The sequence below is a fragment of the Pontibacillus sp. ABV4_188 genome, assembly GCF_056311905.1.
Genome location: NZ_CM149975.1, coordinates 2,011,649 through 2,035,854, shown reverse-complemented (window position 1 = coordinate 2,035,854; position 24,206 = coordinate 2,011,649). Strand labels below are relative to the sequence as shown.

22 protein-coding genes are annotated in these 24,206 nt (G+C 39.3%); 14 read left to right on the top strand and 8 right to left on the bottom strand.

The window, feature by feature from the left end; all coding sequences use genetic code 11:
- The first annotated feature begins 48 nt into the window (after positions 1 to 48).
- From ACYX4O_RS10360 to ACYX4O_RS10350, 3 genes are all read left to right on the top strand, one after another.
- On the top strand, positions 49 to 963 hold the full coding sequence (locus ACYX4O_RS10360; protein WP_476356946.1) for a formate/nitrite transporter family protein: 915 nt from the start codon (positions 49 to 51) through the stop codon (positions 961 to 963).
- A 117-nt stretch (positions 964 to 1,080) separates the two neighbouring features.
- Positions 1,081 to 2,076, top strand: a complete 996-nt coding sequence (locus ACYX4O_RS10355; RefSeq protein ID WP_476356944.1) for an LLM class flavin-dependent oxidoreductase — start codon at positions 1,081 to 1,083, stop codon at positions 2,074 to 2,076.
- 136 nt (positions 2,077 to 2,212) lie between these two features.
- Entirely contained in the window at positions 2,213 to 3,523 is a 1,311-nt protein-coding gene (locus ACYX4O_RS10350) for a lysine N(6)-hydroxylase/L-ornithine N(5)-oxygenase family protein (RefSeq protein WP_476356942.1), read from the top strand.
- 84 nt (positions 3,524 to 3,607) lie between these two features.
- Here ACYX4O_RS10350 and ACYX4O_RS10345 read toward each other — a convergent pair whose 3' ends face one another.
- The 3 genes from ACYX4O_RS10345 to ACYX4O_RS10335 form a co-directional block, all read right to left on the bottom strand.
- Complete coding sequence (locus ACYX4O_RS10345) at positions 3,608 to 3,973, bottom strand: DUF4363 family protein (RefSeq protein WP_476356940.1); 366 nt, start codon at positions 3,971 to 3,973, stop codon at positions 3,608 to 3,610.
- 17 nt (positions 3,974 to 3,990) lie between these two features.
- Complete coding sequence (locus ACYX4O_RS10340) at positions 3,991 to 4,722, bottom strand: DUF421 domain-containing protein (protein WP_476356938.1); 732 nt, start codon at positions 4,720 to 4,722, stop codon at positions 3,991 to 3,993.
- Positions 4,723 to 4,823: 101 nt separating this feature from the next.
- The gene (locus tag ACYX4O_RS10335) at positions 4,824 to 5,261 is read right to left on the bottom strand and encodes a YaiI/YqxD family protein (protein ID WP_476356936.1); all 438 of its coding nucleotides are present in this window, start codon (positions 5,259 to 5,261) and stop codon (positions 4,824 to 4,826) included.
- A gap of 111 nt (positions 5,262 to 5,372) precedes the next feature.
- On the opposite strand from ACYX4O_RS10335, the gene ACYX4O_RS10330 reads away from it, so the two are divergent.
- Positions 5,373 to 6,236, top strand: coding sequence for a CvfB family protein (locus tag ACYX4O_RS10330; protein WP_476356934.1), 864 nt, complete (start codon positions 5,373 to 5,375; stop codon positions 6,234 to 6,236).
- An 11-nt stretch (positions 6,237 to 6,247) separates the two neighbouring features.
- Here ACYX4O_RS10330 and ACYX4O_RS10325 read toward each other — a convergent pair whose 3' ends face one another.
- Together ACYX4O_RS10325 and ACYX4O_RS10320 are read right to left on the bottom strand one after the other, a co-directional pair.
- Positions 6,248 to 7,459, bottom strand: coding sequence for an MFS transporter (locus ACYX4O_RS10325; protein ID WP_476356932.1), 1,212 nt, complete (start codon positions 7,457 to 7,459; stop codon positions 6,248 to 6,250).
- A 115-nt stretch (positions 7,460 to 7,574) separates the two neighbouring features.
- Positions 7,575 to 7,880 (bottom strand): hypothetical protein, encoded by a 306-nt coding sequence (locus tag ACYX4O_RS10320; protein WP_476356931.1) that lies wholly within the window; start codon positions 7,878 to 7,880, stop codon positions 7,575 to 7,577.
- Positions 7,881 to 8,017: 137 nt separating this feature from the next.
- Between ACYX4O_RS10320 and ACYX4O_RS10315 the strand changes: the two genes are divergently transcribed.
- The 10 genes from ACYX4O_RS10315 to ACYX4O_RS10270 all read left to right on the top strand — a co-directional run bounded on the left by ACYX4O_RS10315 (position 8,018) and on the right by ACYX4O_RS10270 (position 19,926).
- Positions 8,018 to 9,100, top strand: a complete 1,083-nt coding sequence (locus ACYX4O_RS10315; protein WP_476356930.1) for a PRK06851 family protein — start codon at positions 8,018 to 8,020, stop codon at positions 9,098 to 9,100.
- 74 nt (positions 9,101 to 9,174) lie between these two features.
- Positions 9,175 to 9,864 carry a Crp/Fnr family transcriptional regulator gene (locus ACYX4O_RS10310; RefSeq protein ID WP_476356929.1) on the top strand — a complete coding sequence of 230 codons (690 nt, stop codon included), beginning with the start codon at positions 9,175 to 9,177 and terminating at the stop codon, positions 9,862 to 9,864.
- Between the two features lie 140 nt (positions 9,865 to 10,004).
- A complete protein-coding gene (gene hmpA, locus ACYX4O_RS10305; protein WP_476356928.1) occupies positions 10,005 to 11,222 on the top strand; it encodes an NO-inducible flavohemoprotein in 1,218 nt (405 codons plus the stop codon).
- A 240-nt stretch (positions 11,223 to 11,462) separates the two neighbouring features.
- Entirely contained in the window at positions 11,463 to 12,704 is a 1,242-nt protein-coding gene (locus ACYX4O_RS10300) for an NAD-dependent epimerase/dehydratase family protein (protein ID WP_476356926.1), read from the top strand.
- A gap of 431 nt (positions 12,705 to 13,135) precedes the next feature.
- Positions 13,136 to 14,314, top strand: coding sequence for an aminotransferase class I/II-fold pyridoxal phosphate-dependent enzyme (locus tag ACYX4O_RS10295; RefSeq protein WP_476356924.1), 1,179 nt, complete (start codon positions 13,136 to 13,138; stop codon positions 14,312 to 14,314).
- A complete protein-coding gene (locus tag ACYX4O_RS10290; RefSeq protein WP_476356922.1) occupies positions 14,307 to 15,983 on the top strand; it encodes a thiamine pyrophosphate-dependent enzyme in 1,677 nt (558 codons plus the stop codon). The genes ACYX4O_RS10295 and ACYX4O_RS10290 overlap by 8 nt, the downstream gene beginning before the upstream one ends.
- A gap of 58 nt (positions 15,984 to 16,041) precedes the next feature.
- Positions 16,042 to 17,544: an aldehyde dehydrogenase family protein gene (locus ACYX4O_RS10285; RefSeq protein WP_476356920.1), complete on the top strand. Its 1,503-nt coding sequence runs from the start codon at positions 16,042 to 16,044 to the stop codon at positions 17,542 to 17,544.
- Between the two features lie 24 nt (positions 17,545 to 17,568).
- Entirely contained in the window at positions 17,569 to 18,741 is a 1,173-nt protein-coding gene (locus ACYX4O_RS10280; protein ID WP_476356918.1) for a saccharopine dehydrogenase family protein, read from the top strand.
- 90 nt (positions 18,742 to 18,831) lie between these two features.
- Complete coding sequence (locus tag ACYX4O_RS10275; protein WP_476356916.1) at positions 18,832 to 19,593, top strand: IclR family transcriptional regulator; 762 nt, start codon at positions 18,832 to 18,834, stop codon at positions 19,591 to 19,593.
- A gap of 12 nt (positions 19,594 to 19,605) precedes the next feature.
- Entirely contained in the window at positions 19,606 to 19,926 is a 321-nt protein-coding gene (locus ACYX4O_RS10270) for a DUF3870 domain-containing protein (RefSeq protein ID WP_476356914.1), read from the top strand.
- Positions 19,927 to 20,006: 80 nt separating this feature from the next.
- Here the strand turns inward: ACYX4O_RS10270 and ACYX4O_RS10265 are convergent, their stop codons facing one another.
- From ACYX4O_RS10265 to ACYX4O_RS10255, 3 genes are read right to left on the bottom strand one after another with little or no spacing between them, the layout of a single operon-like run.
- Positions 20,007 to 21,461 (bottom strand): NAD-dependent succinate-semialdehyde dehydrogenase, encoded by a 1,455-nt coding sequence (locus tag ACYX4O_RS10265; RefSeq protein ID WP_476356912.1) that lies wholly within the window; start codon positions 21,459 to 21,461, stop codon positions 20,007 to 20,009.
- Between the two features lie 12 nt (positions 21,462 to 21,473).
- Positions 21,474 to 22,667 carry an acyl-CoA dehydrogenase family protein gene (locus ACYX4O_RS10260; protein WP_476356910.1) on the bottom strand — a complete coding sequence of 398 codons (1,194 nt, stop codon included), beginning with the start codon at positions 22,665 to 22,667 and terminating at the stop codon, positions 21,474 to 21,476.
- A 13-nt stretch (positions 22,668 to 22,680) separates the two neighbouring features.
- Positions 22,681 to 23,868 (bottom strand): CaiB/BaiF CoA transferase family protein, encoded by a 1,188-nt coding sequence (locus ACYX4O_RS10255; RefSeq protein WP_476356908.1) that lies wholly within the window; start codon positions 23,866 to 23,868, stop codon positions 22,681 to 22,683.
- Positions 23,869 to 24,206 lie beyond the last annotated feature (338 nt).

Sequence of the window (24,206 nt, the reverse complement as noted above, 5' to 3'; positions counted from 1 at the left end):
AAAATACATGTTTATAGGGAATAGCCGAGGGAAGTGGAGGGATAAGAAATGTCGGAATACGAACAGAAAAACAATGAAGCTATGACAGAAGAGGAAAAAGAGGATAAAAATGTTGGAACCACAATTGAATCCCGAGCAAATCCCGATCGGCCGGGAAGGCAATTTTATATTCCTTCTCAAATTGTCAGTGAATTTGCCCAAAAAGGGAAAGATCATCTTTCTAAACCATTTCGGTCTCAATTTATTCTTGCCTTAACGGCAGGTTCATTTATGACATTTGGAGCCTTATTTTCAATTCTTCTTGCTATTGAAGTAGAAGTGAAAGGTCTTTATCATCTTCTTTCCGGATTTGGATTTGCAGCAGGATATGCAATGGTGTTTATATCCGGTTCTGTCCTATTTACGGAAGTTAATGTATTGTTACCAACTTATGTGTTTAACGCAATGGAAAAACAAAAAAACATACTCAAATTTTGGTTTTCGGCTTATATAGGGAATATTATTGGGGCATTATTCGTTGCTGTTTTGATACAACTTTCTTCCTCATTATCAAATTCCTTTTATACAGAGTTATCTATGTACTTAGATAAAAAGATGAAGTTTCTTGACCACGGTTGGGTCGGCTGGTTTCAGATTGTTGTCTCTGGTGTACTTGCCAATTGGTTAATTGGGATGGCTGCTTTCTTAACAACTGCAGCAAGGGATTTAACTGGAAAGATTTTAGGGACAACATTACCGGTTGTTCTATTCGTGGCTGGAAACTTCCAGCATAGCGCAGCAAATATGGGCTATTTTAGTATGGGTATATTATCTTCTGATAAATATGAGTGGTATGAATTTCTCTTCCTCAATCTTATCCCAGCTAGTATTGGGAACATAATAGGTGGTACCATATTCGTATCGCTTATTTTCTCTTACGCCTATAAAGATGATATTCAAACCGCTTTAAACAAGAAAGAGTAGCATGAATGGGGCAACTTTTAAGTTGCCCTTTTTTAGTGCCTTTAAGCAAACCACTCGAAATCTTGCAAATTGTATAGGACAATACGATAGAATCACTAAAGTGAAGGAGGGGGCACTATGAAAATTAGCGTATTAGACCAGGCTCCTATATCAAAAGGAAATACTCCTGAACAAACCTTACTTAACACAGTTGAATTAGCCCAATTTGTAGAAGAACTCGGATACTACCGCTATTGGGTTGCGGAACATCACAATACAAATGGGCTCGCAAGTACCGCGCCTGAAATATTAATTACTCGCATTGCTTCCTTGACGGATAAGATTAGAGTTGGATCAGGCGGGGTTTTATTACCTCAGTACAGCCCATTAAAAGTAGCTGAAAATTTTAAAATGCTTGAAGCTATGTTTCCAGGGCGTATCGATCTTGGTCTCGGTCGATCTCCAGGAGGAGGTCAGAAGACCCGCTTAGCTCTAACAGATGGATCACAAAAGATGCTCAGTGCTTTCTCACGACAAGTAAAAGATTTACATGGGTTCTTATACAATACACTGCCTGAGGGACATGAATATAAAGGGGTTGTTGCTACTCCTCAAACCTCAACGAACCCAGAGACTTGGGTTCTAGGCTTATCAGACCGAGGTGCAAAGCATGCAGCTATTAACGGGACAGGCTTTACATTTGGCCATTTTATTAGCCCAGATAAATCCTCTGAAGCAATATCAACGTATTTGGAACGTTTTCGTCCTTCACCAGGGCGGAAAGATCCTGCCATCAACGCTTGTATATTTGTAGTTTGTGCTGAAACTAAAGAAGAAGCGGAAGAACTAGCTTTAAGTCAAGACATGTGGCTTCTCCAGGTTGAAAAAGGGAAAGAAACAAGAGTTCCTTCGATCGAGGAAGTAAAAGCACACACCTTTACAAACGATGAACTAAAAAAGATTGAACAAAACCGTTCAAGAGCCGTTATCGGAACACCTGATGAGGTGAAGGAGAAACTTGAAACGCTTGCACATAAATACAATGCTAACGAACTGCTACTTATTACAAATATTTATGATTTCGAAAAGAAAAAGCAATCATATAAACTAATAGCTGAGGCTTTTCAGTCTTAAAACGGAAAGGGGGAGACCTCCTTTCCGTTTTTTTCATATCAAAGCCTCTCCGTCTTATAAATTAAGAATATGTTACTATAAATAAGAGATAACAGAATTGTACAATATTTCACAAGACAAAGGGGACATGTTTATAATGAGTTCAGACAAAATATATGACTTAATAGGCGTAGGGGTTGGACCTTTTAATTTGAGCATGGCTGCTCTTTTGGATGACCATTCGGAAGTTGACGCTTTATTTTTTGAACAACGCTCTTCATTCGATTGGCATCCAGGAATGTTAATTGAAGGAACAAAGATGCAAGTGCCTTTCATTGCGGACCTCGTTACAATGGCAAACCCTAAAAGTCACTATTCTTTCTTAAACTACATCAATGAGCACGGGAGAATGTATCCGTTCTATTTTCTTCAACGTTTAGATATTCCTCGTAGGGAGTATAATGATTACTGTCAATGGGTTGCAGGGCAGTTAAGCAGTTGCCAATTCAGTACAAAAGTCGAATCGGTTCGTTACATAGAAGATAATGAAATCTATTTTGAAGTGTTTGTAGTCGATACTAATACAGGCGAAAAAAATAGTTACAAGACTAAACATATTCTACTTGGTACAGGGAGTGTGCCTGTAATGCCGGATTCCTTTAACGAGTTACCAAAAGAAGACGTTTTTCATACCGCACAATTTAAACAAAACATACATCGGTGTAGAAAAGCCAAGTCTATTACAGTCATTGGTTCTGGGCAAAGTGCTGCTGAGGCATTTAGAGAGTTATTAAATGAACAACGCGAACATAACTTTAGACTCGATTGGATCACACGTTCACCTGGATTTGCTTCCATGGAAGAATCAAAACTTAGTCTAGAACATTTCTCACCAGATTATGTCAATTATTTTTATCAACTACCTCAATCCAAAAAAGATGAGGTGTTTGCTACCCAGGGTCTTTATTATAAAGGAATTAGTACACATACAGTTACAGACATCTATGATCTCTTATATGAATATTCTGTTGGTGGAGAGAAACCCAATGTAGGGTTGCAAGTATTAACAGAAGTAAATGGGATTAACAAGAAACCTGGAAGCAAAAGCTATGAAATAGCTTGCACTCATCACCAAGAAGGAAGTTCCTTTACACATGAAACGGAAGTAGTGATTGCCGCTACAGGGTATAAACCTTATATCCCGAACTTTGTACATTCATTAGAAGAATTAATAGAGTGGGATGAAAAAGGAAGATACAAAGTTGAAGCTGACTATCGCATTAGAAAGACAAAAATGGCTGATAACGAGATTTTTGTTCACAGTGGCATATCTCATTCACATGGAGTGGGTTCAACCAATCTTGGGCTTGCTGTTCATCGAAACAAGGTCATTATAAACCACTTATTAAAAAGAGAGGTTTATCCAATTCCTGATCAACACGTGTTTCAATCTTTTAAACCCCAGTAGTATTTAAGATTAGCGTTTATTTGAACAAACTGCAGATGTCAATACATTTATTGATGTCTGCTTCTTTTAATCCCTAACTAAATTTTAACGACCTAAATTTTCCCAAAGAGAATAGAAATAGTAAATCTCCTGAAGTATGGCTTCTTTATCTTTGATTTTAATGCTTCCTTCAATTTTAGCAATAACCCCTGCAATATCTAACATGTATTCTCTTTCAGCACTAAATTGAATTCGATTGACGACCTTTTTCCAAGCCTTAGCTGTATAATCAACTTCCTTCTCGGCTTTATCCCATTCCTTATCTCCTACATAATCTTCTAATTTCTCAAATGAATCATAGACACGATCTTGATCACCAAAGGGCTGTTTTAACCAACTCCCGCCTGTCATGATGACTATGAATAGGGCCAAGGTTACAAGTGGAATGGCATATAACAAAAATCGGTTCATGTTTTCTTCACCTCACCTTAATAAGGGCCTGGATAGTCGCTTATATCTTCTTCTTCACCGATTTGTTCTTCGTACAAATCTACATATAATGTCCCATTGGGCAAGTATAGGGCATAGAAGACGTCCTCAATCTGATGAATACCTTGCTGCTTTAACTGCTCTTCAACCCATTCTTTCGTCACATTTTTTTGCTGTAGGTTCTGGGTGATGAGCTGTCCTTCCTGGATTAGTTCTGTAGCAATTCCGCCTTTATGGGTAGGAATTCTCAAATCAGAAGGTGTGACGGGCAAGTATTGAGATTTAGGCAACACAGATAATTTCCCATTTACCTCAATTAAAGCAAATTCTACATCCGTAATATTAAATACGCCTCTTTGCCTGAGAAGCATCATAAGTTCACCAATTTCAATTCGCATTTTTTTTAAGTTGTCCTCAAGAATTTTTCCACCTTTCACAACCACAGTAGGTTCACCTTCTAATACCTTTCCTATATAACGGTTTTTCATAGATATGACTTGTAAAATCATTGTTAAAAAGGCATACCCTGTAAGGCCTACCCAGTGACCCCATGTTGTAGCTGAAAGATCCGTTGCTAAATTAGCTGCTATAGAACCAATAGTAATGCCATTAATATAATCAAAGAACGTTAGTTGCCCAACTTCTTGTTTTCCAAGTACACGAGTGAATATGAGGAGAGTAAAGAATGAAAATATTACTCTCACCACTACTACTAGGGTTTCATCGATCATTATGCAATCCTCCTGAAGGATTCGTATTATTCTTATTTTCTACTTGATTGATTGTTCTATGCTTCATCAGCAATAAAAAAAGCACCCTTTTAAATAGGTGCTTAATTTATGTAATGCATCAATAATTCCCTAAATGCTTCTCGATCTTTAGACGTAAGAGCTTTAGGGCCTTTCGTTCGTTTTCCGCTTTTTCTTGCTTGAGCACTGGCATGGCGGGTAATTAAGAGACGGTCTATATTGTCATGAGTATATGCAAAACCACTATGATGGAGTACGATACACCCTTTTGTAAGGGCTAGCGAAGCAAGTCCATAATCCTGAGTAACAATGAGGTCACCAGCTTGAGCCAATTGCATAATACGATAATCTGCTGCTTCTGCACCAGTATCTACATAAACAGTGTCCACACCAGGGGGTTCTTGTTTATTTGAATAATGAGAAAAGCTCTTTACAAGGGTTACATGGAGCTGTTTCTTAGTTGCTTCTTCGATAATAATTTCTTTAACAGGGCAAGCATCTGCGTCTACATATATGTGCAAACAAATTCCTCCTTCAAAGGTAGTTGGTTAAAGTATTTAGGTACAGGGACTAAAAAGCCTTAAAAAGATATGCTATAATAGATGAATCTAGAAAAGGAAGTAGGCTAAGGAATGACAGAATTACAAGTCGGTACAACACAAACTCTTTCTGTTTTAAGAGCGATCGAAACCGGATACGTGTTGACCCTTAATAATCAAGAAGTATTATTGCACACAAATGAAGCTACAAAAGAATTGGAAGTCGGTGAAGACGTCCTTGTCTTTCTCTATCATACGAAAAAAGGAAGTATGGCTGCAACTATGTCCATACCGAGTGTCTCCTTTGAACAATACGACTGGGTGGAAGTAAAAGAATCCGTTAAGCGTCTAGGTGTCTTTGTAGATATTGGGATTAGCAAAGATTTGTTAGTGTCAGAAGACGACCTCCCAATAATAGAACATGTATGGCCACAGGTTGGGGACAAACTATTTGTCTGTCTTTCAAATGACCAAAAGGGACGTTTGCTTGCTAAACCTGCTACTGAGAACGTAGTTGAAATGTATTGTGAACCTGCTCCAGAATCTCTTTTACATCAGTTGATAAGCGGTCATATTTATCGTTCTAATAAAGTAGGATCTTTCTTAATTACAGAAGAAGGGTACCGAGGCTTTATTCACCATTCAGAGCGCAAAGAAGAACCCCGTTTAGGCGAATGGGTGAAAGGACGAGTCATTGATGTGAAAAGCGTAGGTTCACTTAACATTTCTCTACGTCCTGTTAAAGAAGAGGCCTTGGATGAAGATTCAGAAGAAATACTTGCATTTATGAACGAACGAGGCGGTAAAATGTTCTTTACTGATAAGAGTGATCCGGATGAAATCCGTGACACGTTTAACATAAGTAAAGCTGCATTTAAGCGTGCATTAGGACGTTTGTTAAAACAAGGCAAGATTGAACAACACGACGGGTTAACTACGCTTAAAGATTCAGAATAAAAAATGACGCCTTATTGGGCGTCATTTTTTATATTTGTTTCTGTTAGACGGAAAAGAGCGATTAGTAATGTTAAGCCTATGAAACAAACCGTAAATAGCAAAGCATTTTCTATTCCGAATTGATCAGCTACAACACCACCTGCTAAAGCCCCAAATGCATAACCACTATCACGCCAAAAACGATACACCCCTAAAGAAGTGGCACGCCATGAAGAAGAAGCTACATCACTTATACTAGCAATTAAAGTTGGATAAACCAGCGCTGTTCCGATTCCTAATAATAATGAGGCTATGATCCAGGTGTGAAACATTGTTCCAAATAGTATACTTAGGAGGCCAATAAGTTGCAGCATTACACCTGAAAGGATGAGCCACTTGCGCCCCCATTTGTCACTTAGTGGACCCGTAACCAGCTGGAAAATCCCCCAACTTGCCGGATAAAGAGCAATAATAAAACTCATTTGACTTCCTGATAGAGAGGTTGTAGCAAAGAACAAAGGGAATAACCCCCAAGCTACTCCGTCTTTGAAGTTGGTCATTAATCCAATCAAGCTTGTAGTTGATAAATTGGAATCTTGAAAGGAAGTTTTAACAAAAACAGAACGAAATGTAGGTGAGGACCCTTTCGTTTTTTTGTCTTTGTGCTGATGGTCTTTTACCATTGCAGACAATATAAGACCTACAAACACAATGAAGAAACCGATTAAGAAAGGTTCAGGTCTTGCGGAGTATTTAGTCATAACGTAGCCAGACAATAAGGCTGTAAGAGACAAACCAACATAACCTGCAAATTCATTTAATCCAACCGCGATTCCTTTTTGATTCCCTTTGGCAAGGTCTATTTTCATGTTTACTGTCATGGACCATGTTAGTCCTTGACTCAAGCCTAGAAGTACATTTGCCGCTATAATGATCCACCATGATTGAGCGAATATAATAAGGAGTGGTACACAACCTGCAATGAACCAGCCAACGATTAAAAGCGATTTCCTTCCAAAGCGATCTGCTAAATGTCCAGCTAATAAATTCATGAAAGCTTTAGTTACACCAAAAGAAACAATAAACGACAAAGTTGCTGTAACAGAAGCAATTCCAAATTCCTCTTTAGCTAATATTGGTAATACTGTTCTTTCTAATCCCACCATAGAGCCAACGAAAACATTAATGCATACTAATAGTATAAACGGCACCAAATTTTGGCGGATGCCTTTTTCGTTATTCATATTACCCCTCCCGCTACGGGTATGCGTATATCAATATACCAATTTGCATATGAGAATTCAACGTTAGAAGATTCATGCTTCCTCTATACATAAAGAAAGAGTAGCGCCTAATACGCTACTCCTTTTTGTCCCTCTTATGAATTTCTTCTGTTACAACAAATGCAAGGTCATCGTTTCCGTAGAGCGATAGCACACCAAGAAGCGTTTGGTCTGGTATATGTTCTGCTTCCTGTTTTGATACCGTTAAATCTATACCTTGTTGAAGGGAAGGATTATCTTGTTGCTTTGGATAAGCTCTGAAATACAATTCTTTCGGGTCTAGGTCATGGTTAACACACCACTGAGCAAAAACAAGAATCATCATCTGTTCATCTTGTTGAAAGTTTTTAATAATTTGTTCTTCTAAGTCTTTCTTTTCCATATGTAATACTCCTTTATTAATCGGTAGCTCTATTATAGCTAGAAAAAGGATTGGCTTACAAGAATAAATGTTTAGGCATTCACCTATTAGAGGATCCCTTCATATGCTAGCGGTATCGAATGAAAGAGGGTGACTGCATGAAGCAAAACGATCTTCACTATTATATTGCAGGTAATACGGCTGAAGGATACTATCGCCTAACAGAATCCATTCTAAAAGAGTTGGATAAGTGTTATGTTTTAACGGGCGGGCCTGGCATTGGTAAGTCGACATTTATTAAATCAGTTGCTGAAGACCTAAAAGGGACGGCACACTTCTTAGAATACCTACATTCTCCATCGGAGCCAGGAAGTTTGGACGGTTTAATCATCCGTGATAAAAGAATTGCATTAGTAGATGAGCTACTAATTCGTCATCTTAAACGAGCTGAAATGGGGGATACTCATTTTATTCACTTAAGTGAAGGGGTAGACCCAGATTCATTAACACAATACAAGGATGATATTGTTCTCCTAAGAAAGCAATTGGATCGACTTTACGACTTGTCCTATAAAACCTTTAATGATTCTCTTCGTGCTCACGATGAACTTGAGGACATCTACATTTCATCGATGAACTTTAACGAAGCGGATAAATTAACGAATGAATTAATTCAGCTTTTTTATGGCAATGAAGTTCAACATAAAGCCGCAAAGGTTGAACACCGTTTTCTTGGTGCGGCTACACCTGAAGGGGCTAAAGATTTTATACAGCAACTCACTTCAGACATAAACAAGCGATATTTCATTAAAGGCAGGGCAGGTTCTGGTAAATCAACAATGCTTAAGAAAATAGCTCAAGCAGGGGAAGAAAAAGGGTATGATGTGGAGGTATATCACTGCGGGTTTGACCCAAATAGTCTAGACATGATTATCTTACGCGAACTCGGTATGGCTATTTTTGACTCCACAGCTCCCCATGAATACTTCCCAGACCGAGATAATGATGAAATTGTTGATGTTTACAAGCGATGTATCCAGGCGGGTACAGATGAGGCATATGCAACTGAAATAGCTCGCACCACGAAAAAGTATAAAGATAAAATGAATGAGGCTATATCCCTCCTTAAGAATGCGAAAAATGTAAGAGATCAACTTAAAACCATTTATTCAAAAGCTATGGACTATACTTTTGTAGATCAGAAAAAAGAAGAGTGGATTAATGATATTCTACGTAATTAAAAGACCCATATCGGGTCTTTTTCTGCGTTTAGTTTCAACGTGTTACACTTGCATAGTAAAGGAGGGAATAGGAAATGACCGAGGAAACAAATGATCTATTGAAACAAATCCCTTTATTTTCCACATTAGAGGAAAAGGACTTATATACGTTAGGGACAATTACCACTAAGCGTCTCTATCAAAAGCAAGAAATCATCTTTATGGAGGGGCAAGAACGGGAGGCGGTTTACTTTATAAGAAAAGGGGTCATTAAAACATCTAAGACAGACCTAAATGGGAAGGAGCATATCATTAATTTTCTTCAATCTGGAGAAATGTTTCCCCATGTAGGTTTTTTTGAACAAACACCGTATCCCGCTACTGCGCAAGTATTAGAAGAAGCGGAGCTTTACGTTATTCGCATTAAGGACTTCGACCAGCTTATGCTCGATTACCCAACTATTGCTGTTCAGGTAATGAAGGTTATGGGGCAAAAGTTGTCACTTCTCACGGAACGTATACAGGAGTTATCTTCAAGAGATGTAAGGCATCGTTTGATTTCAACATTAATTCGACTAGCAGAAGAATCAGGTAGTACTGTTGAAAATCAACCTGCTTATATTAGCCTTCCACTTACAAATACACATCTGGCTAATATGGTAGGATCTACAAGAGAAAGTATAAACCGGATTTTAAATGAATTAAAAAAGAAAGATCTTATCCGTTATAATCGATCTTCCATTGAGATTATAAACCTTTCAAATTTAAAAGATTGTTTAACGTAAAGCCCTTGCAGAATATAATGTAGATAGTTTCTGTAACAACATTGTCAAAAATAGTGTGATATACATCACAAATCGTAAGGATCCTCTTATTTACAATATACATATAGGAAGAACAATACGTACTTATGGAGGTTTTATAGATGCTTTCTAACGAAAATATAGCGATTATTAAGTCAACAGCTCCTATCTTAAAGGAGAGAGGTGTAGAAATTACTTCCCGTTTCTATGAACGCTTATTTGCTAATCACCCTGAACTTTTACATTTGTTTAATCAAACGAATCAAAAGAAAGGTCGTCAGCAAACGGCTTTAGCAAACGCAGTTTATGCGGCGGCTGAAAACATTGAACAACTAGAAGAAATCCTACCTGTAGTGAAACAAATTGCACATAAGCACAGAAGTATTGGTGTGCAAGCTGAGCACTATCCAGTTGTTGGTAATCATTTGCTGTTAGCCATGAAAGAAGTTCTTGGTGATGGAGCGACTCCAGAAGTATTACAAGCATGGGAAGAAGCTTATAGTATTATTGCAAACGTCTTCATTGAAATAGAACAAGACATGTATGATGAAGCTGCCATGCAGCCTGGAGGATGGGAAGGATTTAAAACGTTTAAAGTTACCCGTAAGGAGATCGAGAGTGATGCCATTACCTCCTTTTATTTGGAGCCTATTGACAAGCAGCCTTTACCTAGCTTTTCGCCTGGACAGTATATTAGTGTTCAATTACAAATCGAGGGAGAGACTTATACACATGTTCGTCAGTATAGTTTATCCGATGCCCCTCATCAAGATTACTATAGGATTAGCGTTAAACAGGAGAGTGATCATGACCCAGAAGGAGTGGTTTCTAACTATTTACACAAATCAATTAAAGAAGGGGATACGATTCCGGTAAGTGCTCCTGCTGGTGACTTCGTATTAGATACCTCAAAAGATACTCCATTAGTGTTCATTAGTGGAGGTGTCGGTCTTACACCTCTTGTAAGCATGTTAAAAACAGTTGTAACTCAACAGCCAAATCGTGAAGTTACCTTTATACACGCTGCCAGAAATAGTCAGCTTCATGCACTTAAAGGTGAAATAAATCAAATTGTAAAGCGAATTGACACGGTAAAAAATTATACGCTGTATTCAAATCCAACTGAAGAAGATAGGAAATTAAAGGATTTAAATACAGGCTATATAACATTAGAATGGTTGCAAAAGGTTCTTTCACATAATGAGATGGACTTTTACTTCTGCGGACCTTCTGGGTTTATGCATGCAATTTCTCAGGCGTTACAGCAATGGGGGGTACCGGAAGAACGTATGCATTATGAATTTTTTGGTCCGGCTAAAAAGCTAGAAACAGCTCACTAATGCCCCTTCATATTCCAAAAAGAACTAAGAGTTACATGCTCTTAGTTCTTTTTTATTGTTATCATAGTTAACGGGTTGTGAATATAGTTGCACCAAATTCCCGCTTTCGTTATGATGAAAAGGGGTTTTTATAAAAAGGAAAACATTATACTCCTGTAGTAGACCATCTAGCATTATGTTCTTTCCTTACTTTCTCTCCTAAAGAAACAGTACATATTAACGATAAAAGGGTGTATTTAAATGAGTTCAGAAAGTAAACACACACAATCAAGAAAAAAGATTTTTGTCTTAGGAGGGGATGGATTCTGTGGTTGGCCTACAAGTCTTCACCTATCTAATATAGGTCATGAAGTAGTGATCATCGACAATCTCTCCAGACGTAATATTGATAACGAACTAGAAGCGGATTCATTGACCCCTATTAAGCCAATGGGGACAAGGATTGAAGCATGGAAAGAAGTTTCTGGGAACACGATCGGCTTCCATAATATTGATATCGCCGAAGATTACGAAGGTTTTCTTGCCATTTTAAATTCAGAAAAACCTGACGCGATTGTTCATTTTGCTGAGCAACGTTCAGCTCCCTATTCAATGAAATCACCAAAACATAAACGTTATACGGTAAATAATAATATTAATGCTACACATAATGTTCTTTGTGCCATCGTAGAATCAGGCTTAGATACTCATCTTGTTCACCTTGGAACTATGGGAGTCTATGGTTATGGAACAGCGGGTATGAAGATTCCTGAGGGGTACCTCGATGTGGAAGTGAAAACAGAAGCGGGCGAACGAATTGAACAACAAATTCTTTACCCAACGAACCCTGGTTCTGTCTATCATATGACTAAAACACAAGATCAACTACTCTTCCAATACTATAATAAGAACGATTCCATACGTATTACTGACTTGCATCAGGGCATTGTATGGGGGACAAATACAGCTGAAACAAATATGGATGATCGTTTAATTAATCGTTTTGATTACGACGGTGATTATGGCACAGTATTAAATCGTTTCTTAATGCAAGCTGCAGTTGGTTATCCAATCACAGTGCACGGGACAGGTGGACAAACACGTGCCTTTATTCATATTCAAGACACTGTCCGTTGTATTGAACTCGCTATTGAAAATGCACCTTCAATTGAGGATCGCGTGATGATCTTTAATCAGATGACAGAAACCCATCGTGTTAACGACTTAGCAAAGTTAGTTAGTGAAATGACAAACGGCGAAATTGCTTATGTATCCAATCCACGTAAAGAAGCTGCTGCAAACGATCTTCACGTAAGAAATGATCTCTTCTTATCTAAGGGGTTAAACCCAACTACATTAGATACAGGGCTTTTACAAGAAGTAACTGAAGTTGCAGGGAAATATGCTCACAGAGCAGACTATTCAAAAATTCCAGCCACAAGTACGTGGACAAAAGAACAGCAACCGGGCATACCTGAAACAAGTAAAGAATTCAATAAGTAATTAGTAAGAAAACCTCCAGTCTTAATTTGGAGGTTTTTTTATTTCACATATGGATCTATTACACCTTCGGATTAAATTCTTGAGGTGTTTTCTAATAAGTATTTTTACTATGTTTTTTTATTAATACATACCAGACATACTACAAGCCAATTAGAAGAACATATACCCAAGGATTGTTCACAAGATTATATAGTAATATGTAACAAGAATCTTTAACATGGAATTTATTTCAAAAACGTTCTTTACTACCATTCCTTATAACTAACATTTATGCAATAATTAAAATATTCAGAAATAAAAGACAGGACAAAGAACACGATTATTATAAATAAAGGTAATACCTTTCTATAAATTGTCATGTGAATTCACTACTATTCATATAATGAAATGGCGTTTCAATTAGTGAAATGATAAAGAGGAGGGTGCACCTTATGACATTTGTGTCCCAAAAGGTAAGTAGTTTACCCCCATATTTATTTTCCGTTTTTCATCAAAAGAAAAAAGAACTAGAGGCACAAGGAATAGATGTAATTGACCTTGGTATCGGAGCTCCCGATTTACAAACACCTTCCTTTATTATTGATCGACTAACTGAGGAAGCTAGGAAATCAGCTCACCATAAATACTCACCCTACAGTGGTATTCAAGAATTCAAAGAAGCTGTAGCTCGATTTTATAAGAACTATCACGGAGTTTCTCTAAATCCTGATACAGAGATATTGACCCTTATTGGCTCGAAAGAAGGGTTGGCTAACCTAATTCGAGCTGTTGTAGACCCTGGAGACAGTGTTCTCCTTCCTGATCCCGGATATCCAGTCTATCAATCTGCTGTACATCTAGCTTACGGAAACTCGATTCGATTACCTCTTGATTCCTCCAATGGATATACACCTATGTATGAGAAGCTGTCTCAAGAAGAGATAAAGAATTCCAAAGTCATGTTATTAAACTATCCTAGCAACCCAACGGGAGCGACAGTAGAGTACAGAACATTTTTGGAAGCGTTTACATTCGCTAAAAAACATGGTCTTTGTCTTGCTCACGATGCAGCCTATAGTCTTGTAACATTTAATGGCTATAAGGCTCCTAGTTTACTTGAAGTACCAGGAGCTAAAGACATAGCTGTTGAATTCGGATCTCTTTCCAAGAGCTTTAATATGACCGGTTGGAGAATCGGATATGTCGCAGGTAGTCCGGAGTTGATTCGTGCAATGTCGATCATCAAAAGCAACACAGACACAAGTCAATTTATTCCCATTCAACAGGCAGGGGCAACTGCCCTTAACAGTGACTTCAGTACAGTAAAAAAGAATAATCATATCTATGAGGAAAGGTTAAAAAGTATACTCCATGTTTTAAAAGAACTAAACATTCAAGCAGAAAAACCTCGTGGAACATTCTTTGTTTGGGCAAAAGTTCCATATGGCTATTCATCGCAAACTTTTGCTGAAAAGCTACTTAATGAAGCTGGAGTTATTATCACCCCTGGTCACGCATTTGGTAAAGGGGGAGAGGGATACTTTCGTTTATCTTTATGTGTTCCAACAGATCGTTTAAATGAAGCTGTTCAACGTATGAAAGCTTTGGACTGGGAGGTAACAAATGATTGAGAAGAGTTCAAAACCCACTAAACGAACGTTTACAAGCGCTCACGCTATTGTAGAGTGCATGAAAATTGAAGGAGTAAACCATGTGTTTTGTGTTCCTGGAGAAAGTTACCTTCCTATTATGGATGCAATTTATGATGAACCTTCCATCAAGCTCATATCCGCTCGTCATGAAGGGGGAGCATCATTCATGGCAGAAGGTTATGCCAAGGCTTGCGGTAAACCGGGAGTAGTAATGGCTACAAGAGGTGTTGGTGGATCAAATCTTACGATTGGAGTTCATACAGCACACCAGGATTCCACACCAATGCTTGTATTTCTTGGGCAAGTACACAGCGACTTCAGGGGGAGAGAAGGGTTTCAAGAAGTTGATCTTGATCAGTATTTCAGCCATATTGCGAAATGGACAATAGAGATACCTGATGCTAAAAGGATTCCAGAATTAGTCCAAAGAGCCTTTAGAGTAGCACTAACCGGTAGGCCAGGTCCTGTCGTTGTATCTCTCCCAGAAGATCTCTTGATACAAGAATCTGTTATGGCATTTGGGCCTCCTGTACGAAGACCTACACCTCGTCCTTCAAAAAATGAAATTAATAGTGTTGAACAGTTATTACAATCTTCGGAACATCCAATAATCATTGCTGGTGGAGGCGTTAAGGCTTCTGGAGCTGAGGAGGAATTAAAACAATTTGTAAACAAGTATCAAATTCCTGTCATGGCATCGTTCAGAAGACATGATGTTTTGCCGAATGACCACCCTCTATATTTAGGACACCTTGGTTTAGGAACTCACAAATCTATTTTAGAAACCGTTCAACAATCGGATGTAATCCTTGCTTTTGGTACCCGCTTATCAGAAGTTACCACACAGGATTACTCAATGATTACAGAGGAGAAGAGGCTTGTTCACATAGATATTGACTACGAAACAATTGGCAAAACCTATCAGCCTGATATCGGCATAGTTGCCGATCTTAAAGAAGGATTACAAGATCTATTATCTATAAACTTACCAACTGTGTGGAAAGACTGGGTAAAGGAGCGAAGGAGAGTGTATGAAAATGTGACGAAACTTCCTCAACAAGATATAGATAGTCATAATTTCCATTCACAAATTATAGGTAAGCTACAAGCTCACTTACCTAAGGATGCATTAGTAACAAATGATGCAGGAAACTTTGCGGGTTGGTTACACACCTTCTTTCAGTTTACAGAGAGAAATACGTATGTAGGCCCTACTTCTGGTGCAATGGGGTATGGTATGCCTGCCGCTCTTGGTGCGAAGCTTGCTTCCCCTGAACGTACAGTTATCTCTCTTTCAGGGGACGGTGGGTTTATGATGACCATACAAGAGATTGAAACTGCGGTTAGATACAACATCCCGATCATATCTATTGTATTTAACAATAAAATGTACGGAACTATACGTATGCACCAGGAGATGCATTATCCTTTTAAGCCAATCGGTACAGAGCTTGGAAGCGTTCCGTTTACTGAACTGGCTGAATCTATCGGAGCGACCGGGTACTTCGTTCGCACCATTGATGAATTTGAAATGGCTATTAAAGGAGCACTAAAAACCGATAAGCCGGTCGTCATTGAAATCGAAAGCGATCCAAATCTCATTTCGGTCTCCTCAACGATTGAGGGGATCAGAAAGCAACAAAAGTAAGTGTTATGGACTTCTTGTTCATTAACCATATAACTATCATTCTAAGGAGGTCATTTTCATGACAAAAACACTCATCCAAGAAGAAAAACTAATGAACTTTATTAACGGTAATTGGGTGAACTCTTCTAGCAACCAATTCACAGAGGTGAAGAATCCAGCAAATTTGGAAACACTTGTCCAAGTTCCGTTATCAAGTGAGGATGACGTGAACAAAGCTGTCCAAACTGCAAAGGAAGCACAAAAAGAATGGGCGCTTGTGCCAGCTCCGCAGCGAGCAGAAGTTTTGTATCGGGTAGGTATGTTAATGAAAGAAAGAAAAGAGGATCTTTCACAAATCTTAACGATGGAAAATGGAAAAGTCATTGAAGAAGCACGTGGAGAAGTTCAAGAAGGCATAGACATGGCTTTTTATATGGCCGGAGAAGGGCGAAGGTTATTTGGTCAAACGACTCCTTCTGAGCTAAAAGACAAATTTGCTATGAGCGTACGAGCGCCAGTCGGAGTTGTAGGTATTATTACGCCATGGAACTTCCCAATTGCTATAGCTACTTGGAAGTCATTTCCCGCCATTGTAGCAGGAAATGCAGTGGTGTGGAAGCCTGCCACAGAGACTCCGCTCATGGCTTATGAACTTGCCAAGATTTTTGAAGAATCGGGTTTGCCTAAAGGGGTTTTAAATGTAGTATTTGGTTCCGGCTCTAAGGTCGGTAATACGATGGTCCATCATAAGGATATACGCGTAATCTCTTTTACAGGATCTAATGATGTAGGGAGAACAATTGCAGCCAAATGCGGAGAGCAACTTAAAAAAGTATCTTTAGAAATGGGCGGGAAGAACGCTGTGATCGTCATGGATGATGCAGACTTATCCCTGGCCACAGAAGGCATACTATGGAGTGCTTTTGGCACTAGCGGACAGCGTTGTACCGCTTGTAGCAGGGTGATTGTACATGAAGATGTAAAAGAACGTCTTGAAGAGCGACTCCTCTCAGAAATGGAGAAACTTACTATTGGAAACGGGTTAGATGAAACGAATAAAGTTGGCCCGATTATTAACAAGGGTGGCCTTGAAAAGATCGAGAACTACATTAAGATCGGTCAAGAAGAAGGAGCAAAATTACTGGCGGGTGGATATGTATTAACTAATGGAGAATATGCAGATGGGAACTATTTTGCCCCAACGCTGTTTACGGACGCTACGCCTGATATGAGGATTACACAAGAGGAGATATTCGGTCCTGTTGTGTCCCTGATACCTGTTAAGAGCTTTGAGGAGGCAATTGAAGTGAACAATGGTGTGGAATATGGCTTATCAAGTTCTGTTTTCACGCGAGATGTGAACCGAGTGTTTGCTGCTCAAAGAGATTTAGATACTGGTATTGTTTATGTCAATGCTGGAACAACTGGGGCTGAAATCCATTTACCATTTGGAGGCACGAAAGGTACTGGGAATGGACATCGTGATTCAGGAGTAGCGGCTCTTGATGTATTTACAGAGTGGAAGGCAGTCTATGTTGATTACAGTGGTAAACTCCAACGAGCACAAATCGACGTTGATTAATTCTTAAAAGGGGGACTTGATCTTATGAAAATAGGTGTATTAGGTTCAGGTTTAATGGGGAAAGAAGCCGCACGTGACTTAACTCAAAATCCAGCAGTTTTAGAAGTTGGGCTGGCCGATATTGATTTAGGGCGAGCGGAATCAGTATGTCGTATACTGAACTCTTCTAAACTTAAAGCGTATCAAGTTGATGCCGGAAACCCTGCAGAATTAAAAGCATATATAAGACAGTTCGATGTAGTCATTAATGCATTATTCTACTCCTTTAATGAACGAGTCGCACAGGCAGCGATAGAAGTGGGGGTAAGCTCGGTTGACTTAGGTGGTCATATTGGAAGCGTTACAGATAATGTTCTACGTATGCATCAAGATGCTAATATGGCTAATGTAACGATTATACCTGACCTTGGCGTCGCCCCAGGTATGATTAACATTTTATCGGGTTATGGAGCTAGCAAACTGGACCATCCTGAGTCGATTCGTTTATTTGTTGGGGGCATCCCTGTAAAACCAGAAGCACCACTTGAGTATAATCATGTTTTCTCCATGGAAGGGTTATTTGACCACTATACGGATCCATCTACGATTATTCGGAATGGGTCAAAGGAACAAGTAGCTTCCTTAACGGAGGTTGAACGGCTTTACTTTGATAAATTTGGACCTCTGGAGGCGTTTCATACTTCTGGTGGCACATCAACATTGCTCCATTCTTTTCCGAATATCCATGACCTTGAGTACAAAACAATCCGATACCCAGGTCATGCTGAGAAAATGAAACTGTTAGTAGATCTTAATCTTACAAGTAATGATTATGAAGTAGAAATAAACGGAATGATGGTAAAACCTCGTGAAGTGCTCCTTAAAACCATTGATCCAATAGTTGACCTTAAGGATAAAGACGATGCAGTACTCTTGCGTGTTCAAGTAAGCGGGCTTAAAAATGGCCAAAAAACAACTTATGAATATGAAATGGTAACCTTTAAGGACCGTTCTAGTAACGTAACCGCAATGGCACGTGCAACTGCTAATACGATTTCAGTCGTCTCACAATTAATTGGTAGTGGGGTGATTACGAAAAGAGGCGTGCACCCTCCTGAAAAAATTGTGCCAGGAGATATCTACATTAAAGAAATGGCGAAACGAGGGGTAGATATAAAAGAAAAAATGACGATTCATCCATCACACGTACAGATCTAAGAATACAAGGGGAGGGATCAATTGATCTCTCCTTTTTATAAAGAAGCTGTACGAAGATCATGAGGGAAAAATAAACAAAGGAGACCAAAGATGAATCAGAGTGTCATGAAAGCTTTGAAACTACTGGACTACTTTACAGAAGAGACACCAGAACTCACCCTCAGAGAGATTACATTAAAATCAAACCTTCCAAAGGCAACTGCATATCGTTTACTTTCGTCGCTTGAACAAGGAGGATTTATAGTAAAATCAAAGGAATCTGACTATGATAGTCGTTATCGCCTAGGAATTAAGTTAATGGAACTCGGGTACCGTGTGGCAGATCAAATTGAATTGCGGCGCATTGCAAAGCCTCTAATGGAGGCTTTAGCGCAAGAGATAAATGAGGTCATCCATCTTGCAGTAGTGAATGATGATAAAGCGACCTATATTGAGAAAGTTGATTCGAATCGAGCGCTTCGATTGTATACGAAGATCGGGAAAACGGTTCCGCTATATATAGGTTCAGGCCCTAAACTTCTTCTTGCATTTACACAATCAGATAAACAGATGAGTATTTTAAGGGATTTATCATCATCCATGGATGATTGCACTAGAATCGATTTAGAAGATCTTAAACTTGAATTAGAAATGATTAGAATGCAAGGATACTCAATTAGCAAGGGGGAGCAAGACCATGATACAACGGGAATCTCTTACCCAGTTTATAATCACAAGAATGAAGTTATAGCCGCTCTCGCTGTAAGTGGGTTGTCGAGTCATTTCGAAGGGCACAATTTGAGTCTAATTAAGGAGGCTGCAGAACGCACGGCACATCAAATTTCTATAAGTATTGGTTATCGACAATACTAGTGGGGGGATTATGTGAAGACGTACTTTATTGCTGGTCACGCTAGATTGCCTGCTGGAATGGCTGCTCACAACATGTATGATGTCCTAACCATTACAGCGGAAGTGGATTGTAACTATGGTGTCATCATTGAGGCTAACTGTACGTTGGCAACAGAACACGGACGTCAGTTTATTAGCGAACTTCTTAAAGGGTATAGCTTGAGGCATTCTGTTGATGAACCTATAGAAGCTATACGACAGCATTATTTAGGTAAAGCGGGGAATGCCCTCGTATCCGCTTTAAGGGATTTATACAAACAGTACGAACTACAATACCAAGCTAAGCATTCATAGTCACATCTATGGATGCTTTCTTTTTCATATACAAAAACTCTCTCATGAATGAGCGAGTCATCCAAAAGAGAGTCATGTCTTTATTCATCAATTATCGTCGAGATATATTTAATATTTACATACTCATGAATTCCTTGTGCCCCTCCTTCTTTCCCGATTCCAGATTGCTTTATCCCTCCAAATGGAGCCTCCGGAACAGCTGGAAACACATCATTTATTCCTACGATTCCATATTGAAGAGCTTCTGATACTCTCGTAGCGCGACTCAGGTTTTCAGTAAATAAGTAGGCTGCTAGACCATAGTCTGTGTCATTGGCTCTATGAATTACGTCTGACTCTTCTATAAAAGTCTGAAGCGGTAGAAGGGGACCAAATGTTTCTTCCTGCATCACTTTCATATCATTAGTGACCTTCGTTAGAAGAGTGGGGGAATAGAAGTGGCCACTCAAGTCTACCTGGAGGGGAGCACCTCCGTTTAGAACATTTGCTCCTTTTTGAATAGCATCCTCTACATGGGATTGCACTTTATCTATTGATTGTCGATTAATTAAGGGACCTAGATCTACACCGTTTTCTAATCCGTTTCCTGCTTTTAGATGACGAATCTTATTCTGAAGCAAGTCTATAAAACGTTCTTTAACATTTTCATGTACATAAACGCGATTAGCACATATACACGTTTGCCCACTATTACGAAATTTACTAGCTAAAGTTTGACTAGCAGCCCGTTCAAGATTCGCATCTTCAAATACAAGAATAGGTGCATGGCCACCAAGTTCGAGTGAAAGTTTCTTAAGCGTTTCTGCACTACCTTTCATTAGAAGTTTTCCGACTTCTGTAGATCCAGTGAAGGTAATCAGACGTACATCGCTACTCTCCATTAAAGCAGAACCTATTTCTAAAGCATCGCCTGTAACTAAATTAACGACTCCATCTGGAACGCCTGCTTCTGCTAAAATTGAAACGAGTTCTATAGCAGATAAAGGCGTTTCGGGAGCAGGTTTTAAGATAACGGTACAACCTGAAGCAAGCGCTGGAGCGAGCTTTCTAGCAATCATGGAAGAAGGGAAGTTCCAAGGTGTAATGGCTGCAATTACTCCAATAGGTTCTGGCTTTACAAGTAGTCGTTTTCCTGGAATGGAAGAAGGAATCCATTCTCCGTATAAACGATTCGCTTCTTCAGCATACCAAAGAAAAAAGTTTGCAGCGGACCGGATTTCTCCCTTAGCTTCTGCTAAGGGCTTACCTTGTTCCATCGTTAAGATTGTAGAGAGACGATCCACACGTTCTAATAATAACTCATGAGTTCTATATAAAATTTTCGACCGTTCTCGTGCAGTCTTCTTAGACCATGAGGGAAAGGCAGAGGAAGCGGATTGGATTGCATTTTCTGCTTCTGTTCGACCTGCCCATGCGACCTCCGTTAGTTTCTCATGCGTGGCTGGGTTAATGACACTTTCTGATCTTCCTGAAATGGAACCTTGCCACTTTCCATTAATAAAAAGGGAGTTTAAGCTGTTATCCCATGTAATCATTCAAATCTCCTCCTAATCTTCGAATGGCCACTCAGGGAGCATGTGATCAAGAGATTTGTCTTTACGATAACCCAAGACATAATCAGCCTGCATAATTGTATGAATTTCTCTAGTTCCTTCATAAATGACAGGTGCTTTAGAATTACGGAGGTAGCGCTCAACAGGATATTCATTTGAATATCCGTATGCTCCATGGATTTGAACAGCGTCATCTGCGGCTTTGTTTGCAAAATCACATGCCTGCCATTTGGCTAAAGAGGTTTCCCGAGTGTTCCGTTTGCCATTATTCTTTAACTCACCAGCTTTCCAAACTAGTAATCGGCTCATCTGAAGACCAGCTTCCATATTCGCAATCATTTGTTTTACTAATTGATGTTTTCCGATTTCTTTCCCAAACGTTTTCCGTTCGTGACAGTAGTCTATGCTCGCCTCAAGACAAGCCATAATTTGCCCGCATGCGCCAGCAGCTACAGTGAATCGACCGTTGTCAAGTGCCGCCATAGCAATCTTAAAGCCATCACCTTCTTTGCCGAGCAGATTCTCCTTTGGTATGCGTACATCATCAAAAAATAATTCGCCTGTGTTACCTGCTCGTATACCAAGTTTCCCTTTCGTAGCTTTTGAAGAGAATCCCGGCATCGTACGTTCGACGATGAAACATGAAATACCATGATGGCTTTTTTCCTTATCGGTATATGCAAATACAAGGAAGTGATCTGCAGTGTCACAAAGTGAAATCCACGTTTTTTGACCATTTAAGATATAATCATCACCATCTCGTTTCGCTGTCGACTGTAAAGAGGCCACATCAGATCCTGCGCCAGGTTCCGTTAATCCGAATGCACCGACCTTTTCGCCTTTAGCCTGAGGGACTAAGTACTTTGCCTTCTGATCTTCATTTCCCCATTGAAGTAATGTCATGCTGTTTAAACCTGTATGCACGGATACAGCTGTTCTAAATGCAGTATCTCCACGTTCTAACTCTTCACATACGATAGCTAGAGAGTTATAATCCATACCACTACCACCGTATTTAGAAGGGATACATACACCCATTAGTCCAAGTTTTGAAATTTTTTTCAACGTATTCGTGTCAAAGTGACCTTTAGCATCCCATTCACCAATATGGGGCATAATTTCATGGTCAACAAAATCACGGACTGTTTTGCGAAGCATTTGTTGTTCTTCTGACAATTGAAAATTCATCCTATTCATCTCCTTATATTAATTGATCGTGTATCATTCTTTTGATTTCTTCTTCACTATATCCAAGAGCATCTAATATTTCTGATGTATGCTCTCCTGGTTCAGGAGGGTAGTGCGATAAGACGGTTGGAGTTCTTGAAAGCTTCAAAGGGCTACCGATTAATTGAATACGACCAGCTTTTGGATGATCTGTTTGTAAAATCATATTACGGGCTTGCAATTGAGGATCATGAACCAGCTCATTTATCGTTTGAATTGGACCGAAGGGGACTCCTTCTTTATCACACAACTCTTTCCAATAAGCGGTTGATTGCTCTAAGAATGATTGTTGCAATAGAGGTGTTAATTGCTGGCGGTGAGCAACTCGATCAGGGTTCGTTATAAAACGAGGATCCTCTGAGAGTTGAGGCTGACCGATCAGCCTGCAAAGGGAACGGAATTGCCTGTCATTACCCACCGCAATGACCATCTCACCATCAGACGAGTAAAAGGTTTGGTAAGGAACAATATTGGCATGTTGGTTTCCCAATCTCTCCGGAACGTCTCCGGACATAAGATAGTTGCTACCAATATTAATAAGAGAGGACACTGCTGCATCGTAAAGAGAGAGGTCAATCATTTGTCCTTTTCCTGATTTCAGTCGTTCAAGAAGAGCACTTTGTATACCAATGCATGCATAAAGCCCTGTAAGAACATCTGTAATGGCAATCCCTAGCTTCTGAGGACCGGAGTGTTCATCACCTGTAATGCTCATCAGTCCACTCATAGCTTGAATGATAAAGTCATACCCCGGGAGATTTTTATAAGGGCCCGTTTCCCCAAAACCTGTAATGGAACAATATACGATACGCGGGTTTATTTCGTTTAATGCCTTATAATCTAAACCAAGACGCTCCATCGTTCCCGTTTTAAAATTATGCATGACCACATCGCTTCTTTTGACTAACTTCTGAATGATTTCTTTTCCCTCTGAGGACTTTAAATCTACTGTCATGCTCTTCTTATTTCGATTTGCACAAAGGTAATATGCACTCACACCTTCTTGAAAGGGAGGACCCCAATTCCTCGTATCATCACTACCACCAGGGGCTTCTACTTTAATCACTTCAGCACCGAGATCACCGAGGATCATGGAACAATATGGACCTGCTAAGACTCGAGTGAGGTCCAGTACTCGAATTCCTTCTAAGGAAGTGCTCACGTTTTTCACGCTCCTTATTCTGAATAAAAAAGCCAGTTTGAAATACACACATGGGAATGCGTGATTTCAAACTGGCTTTTGACCTGCTGAATCCTGTCTTGTATAAAGACATGGAAGCAAGATAAACAGTTAATTGATAGGGATTTTCACAAGGTGATTCATCTGCAGCTGCCTGGGATGGGCTTGGAGACAAATTCATACCTCGATTTAATTTTATAATATTCTGACAATAAAGTAAATGACCTTTTTAGTATTTATAAATAGAGAAGGGGCAAAACAAAGTCAGTTTGTAAAAAGACAAGAAGTGATATAATATCAGAGAAAATCATGAGTAACAG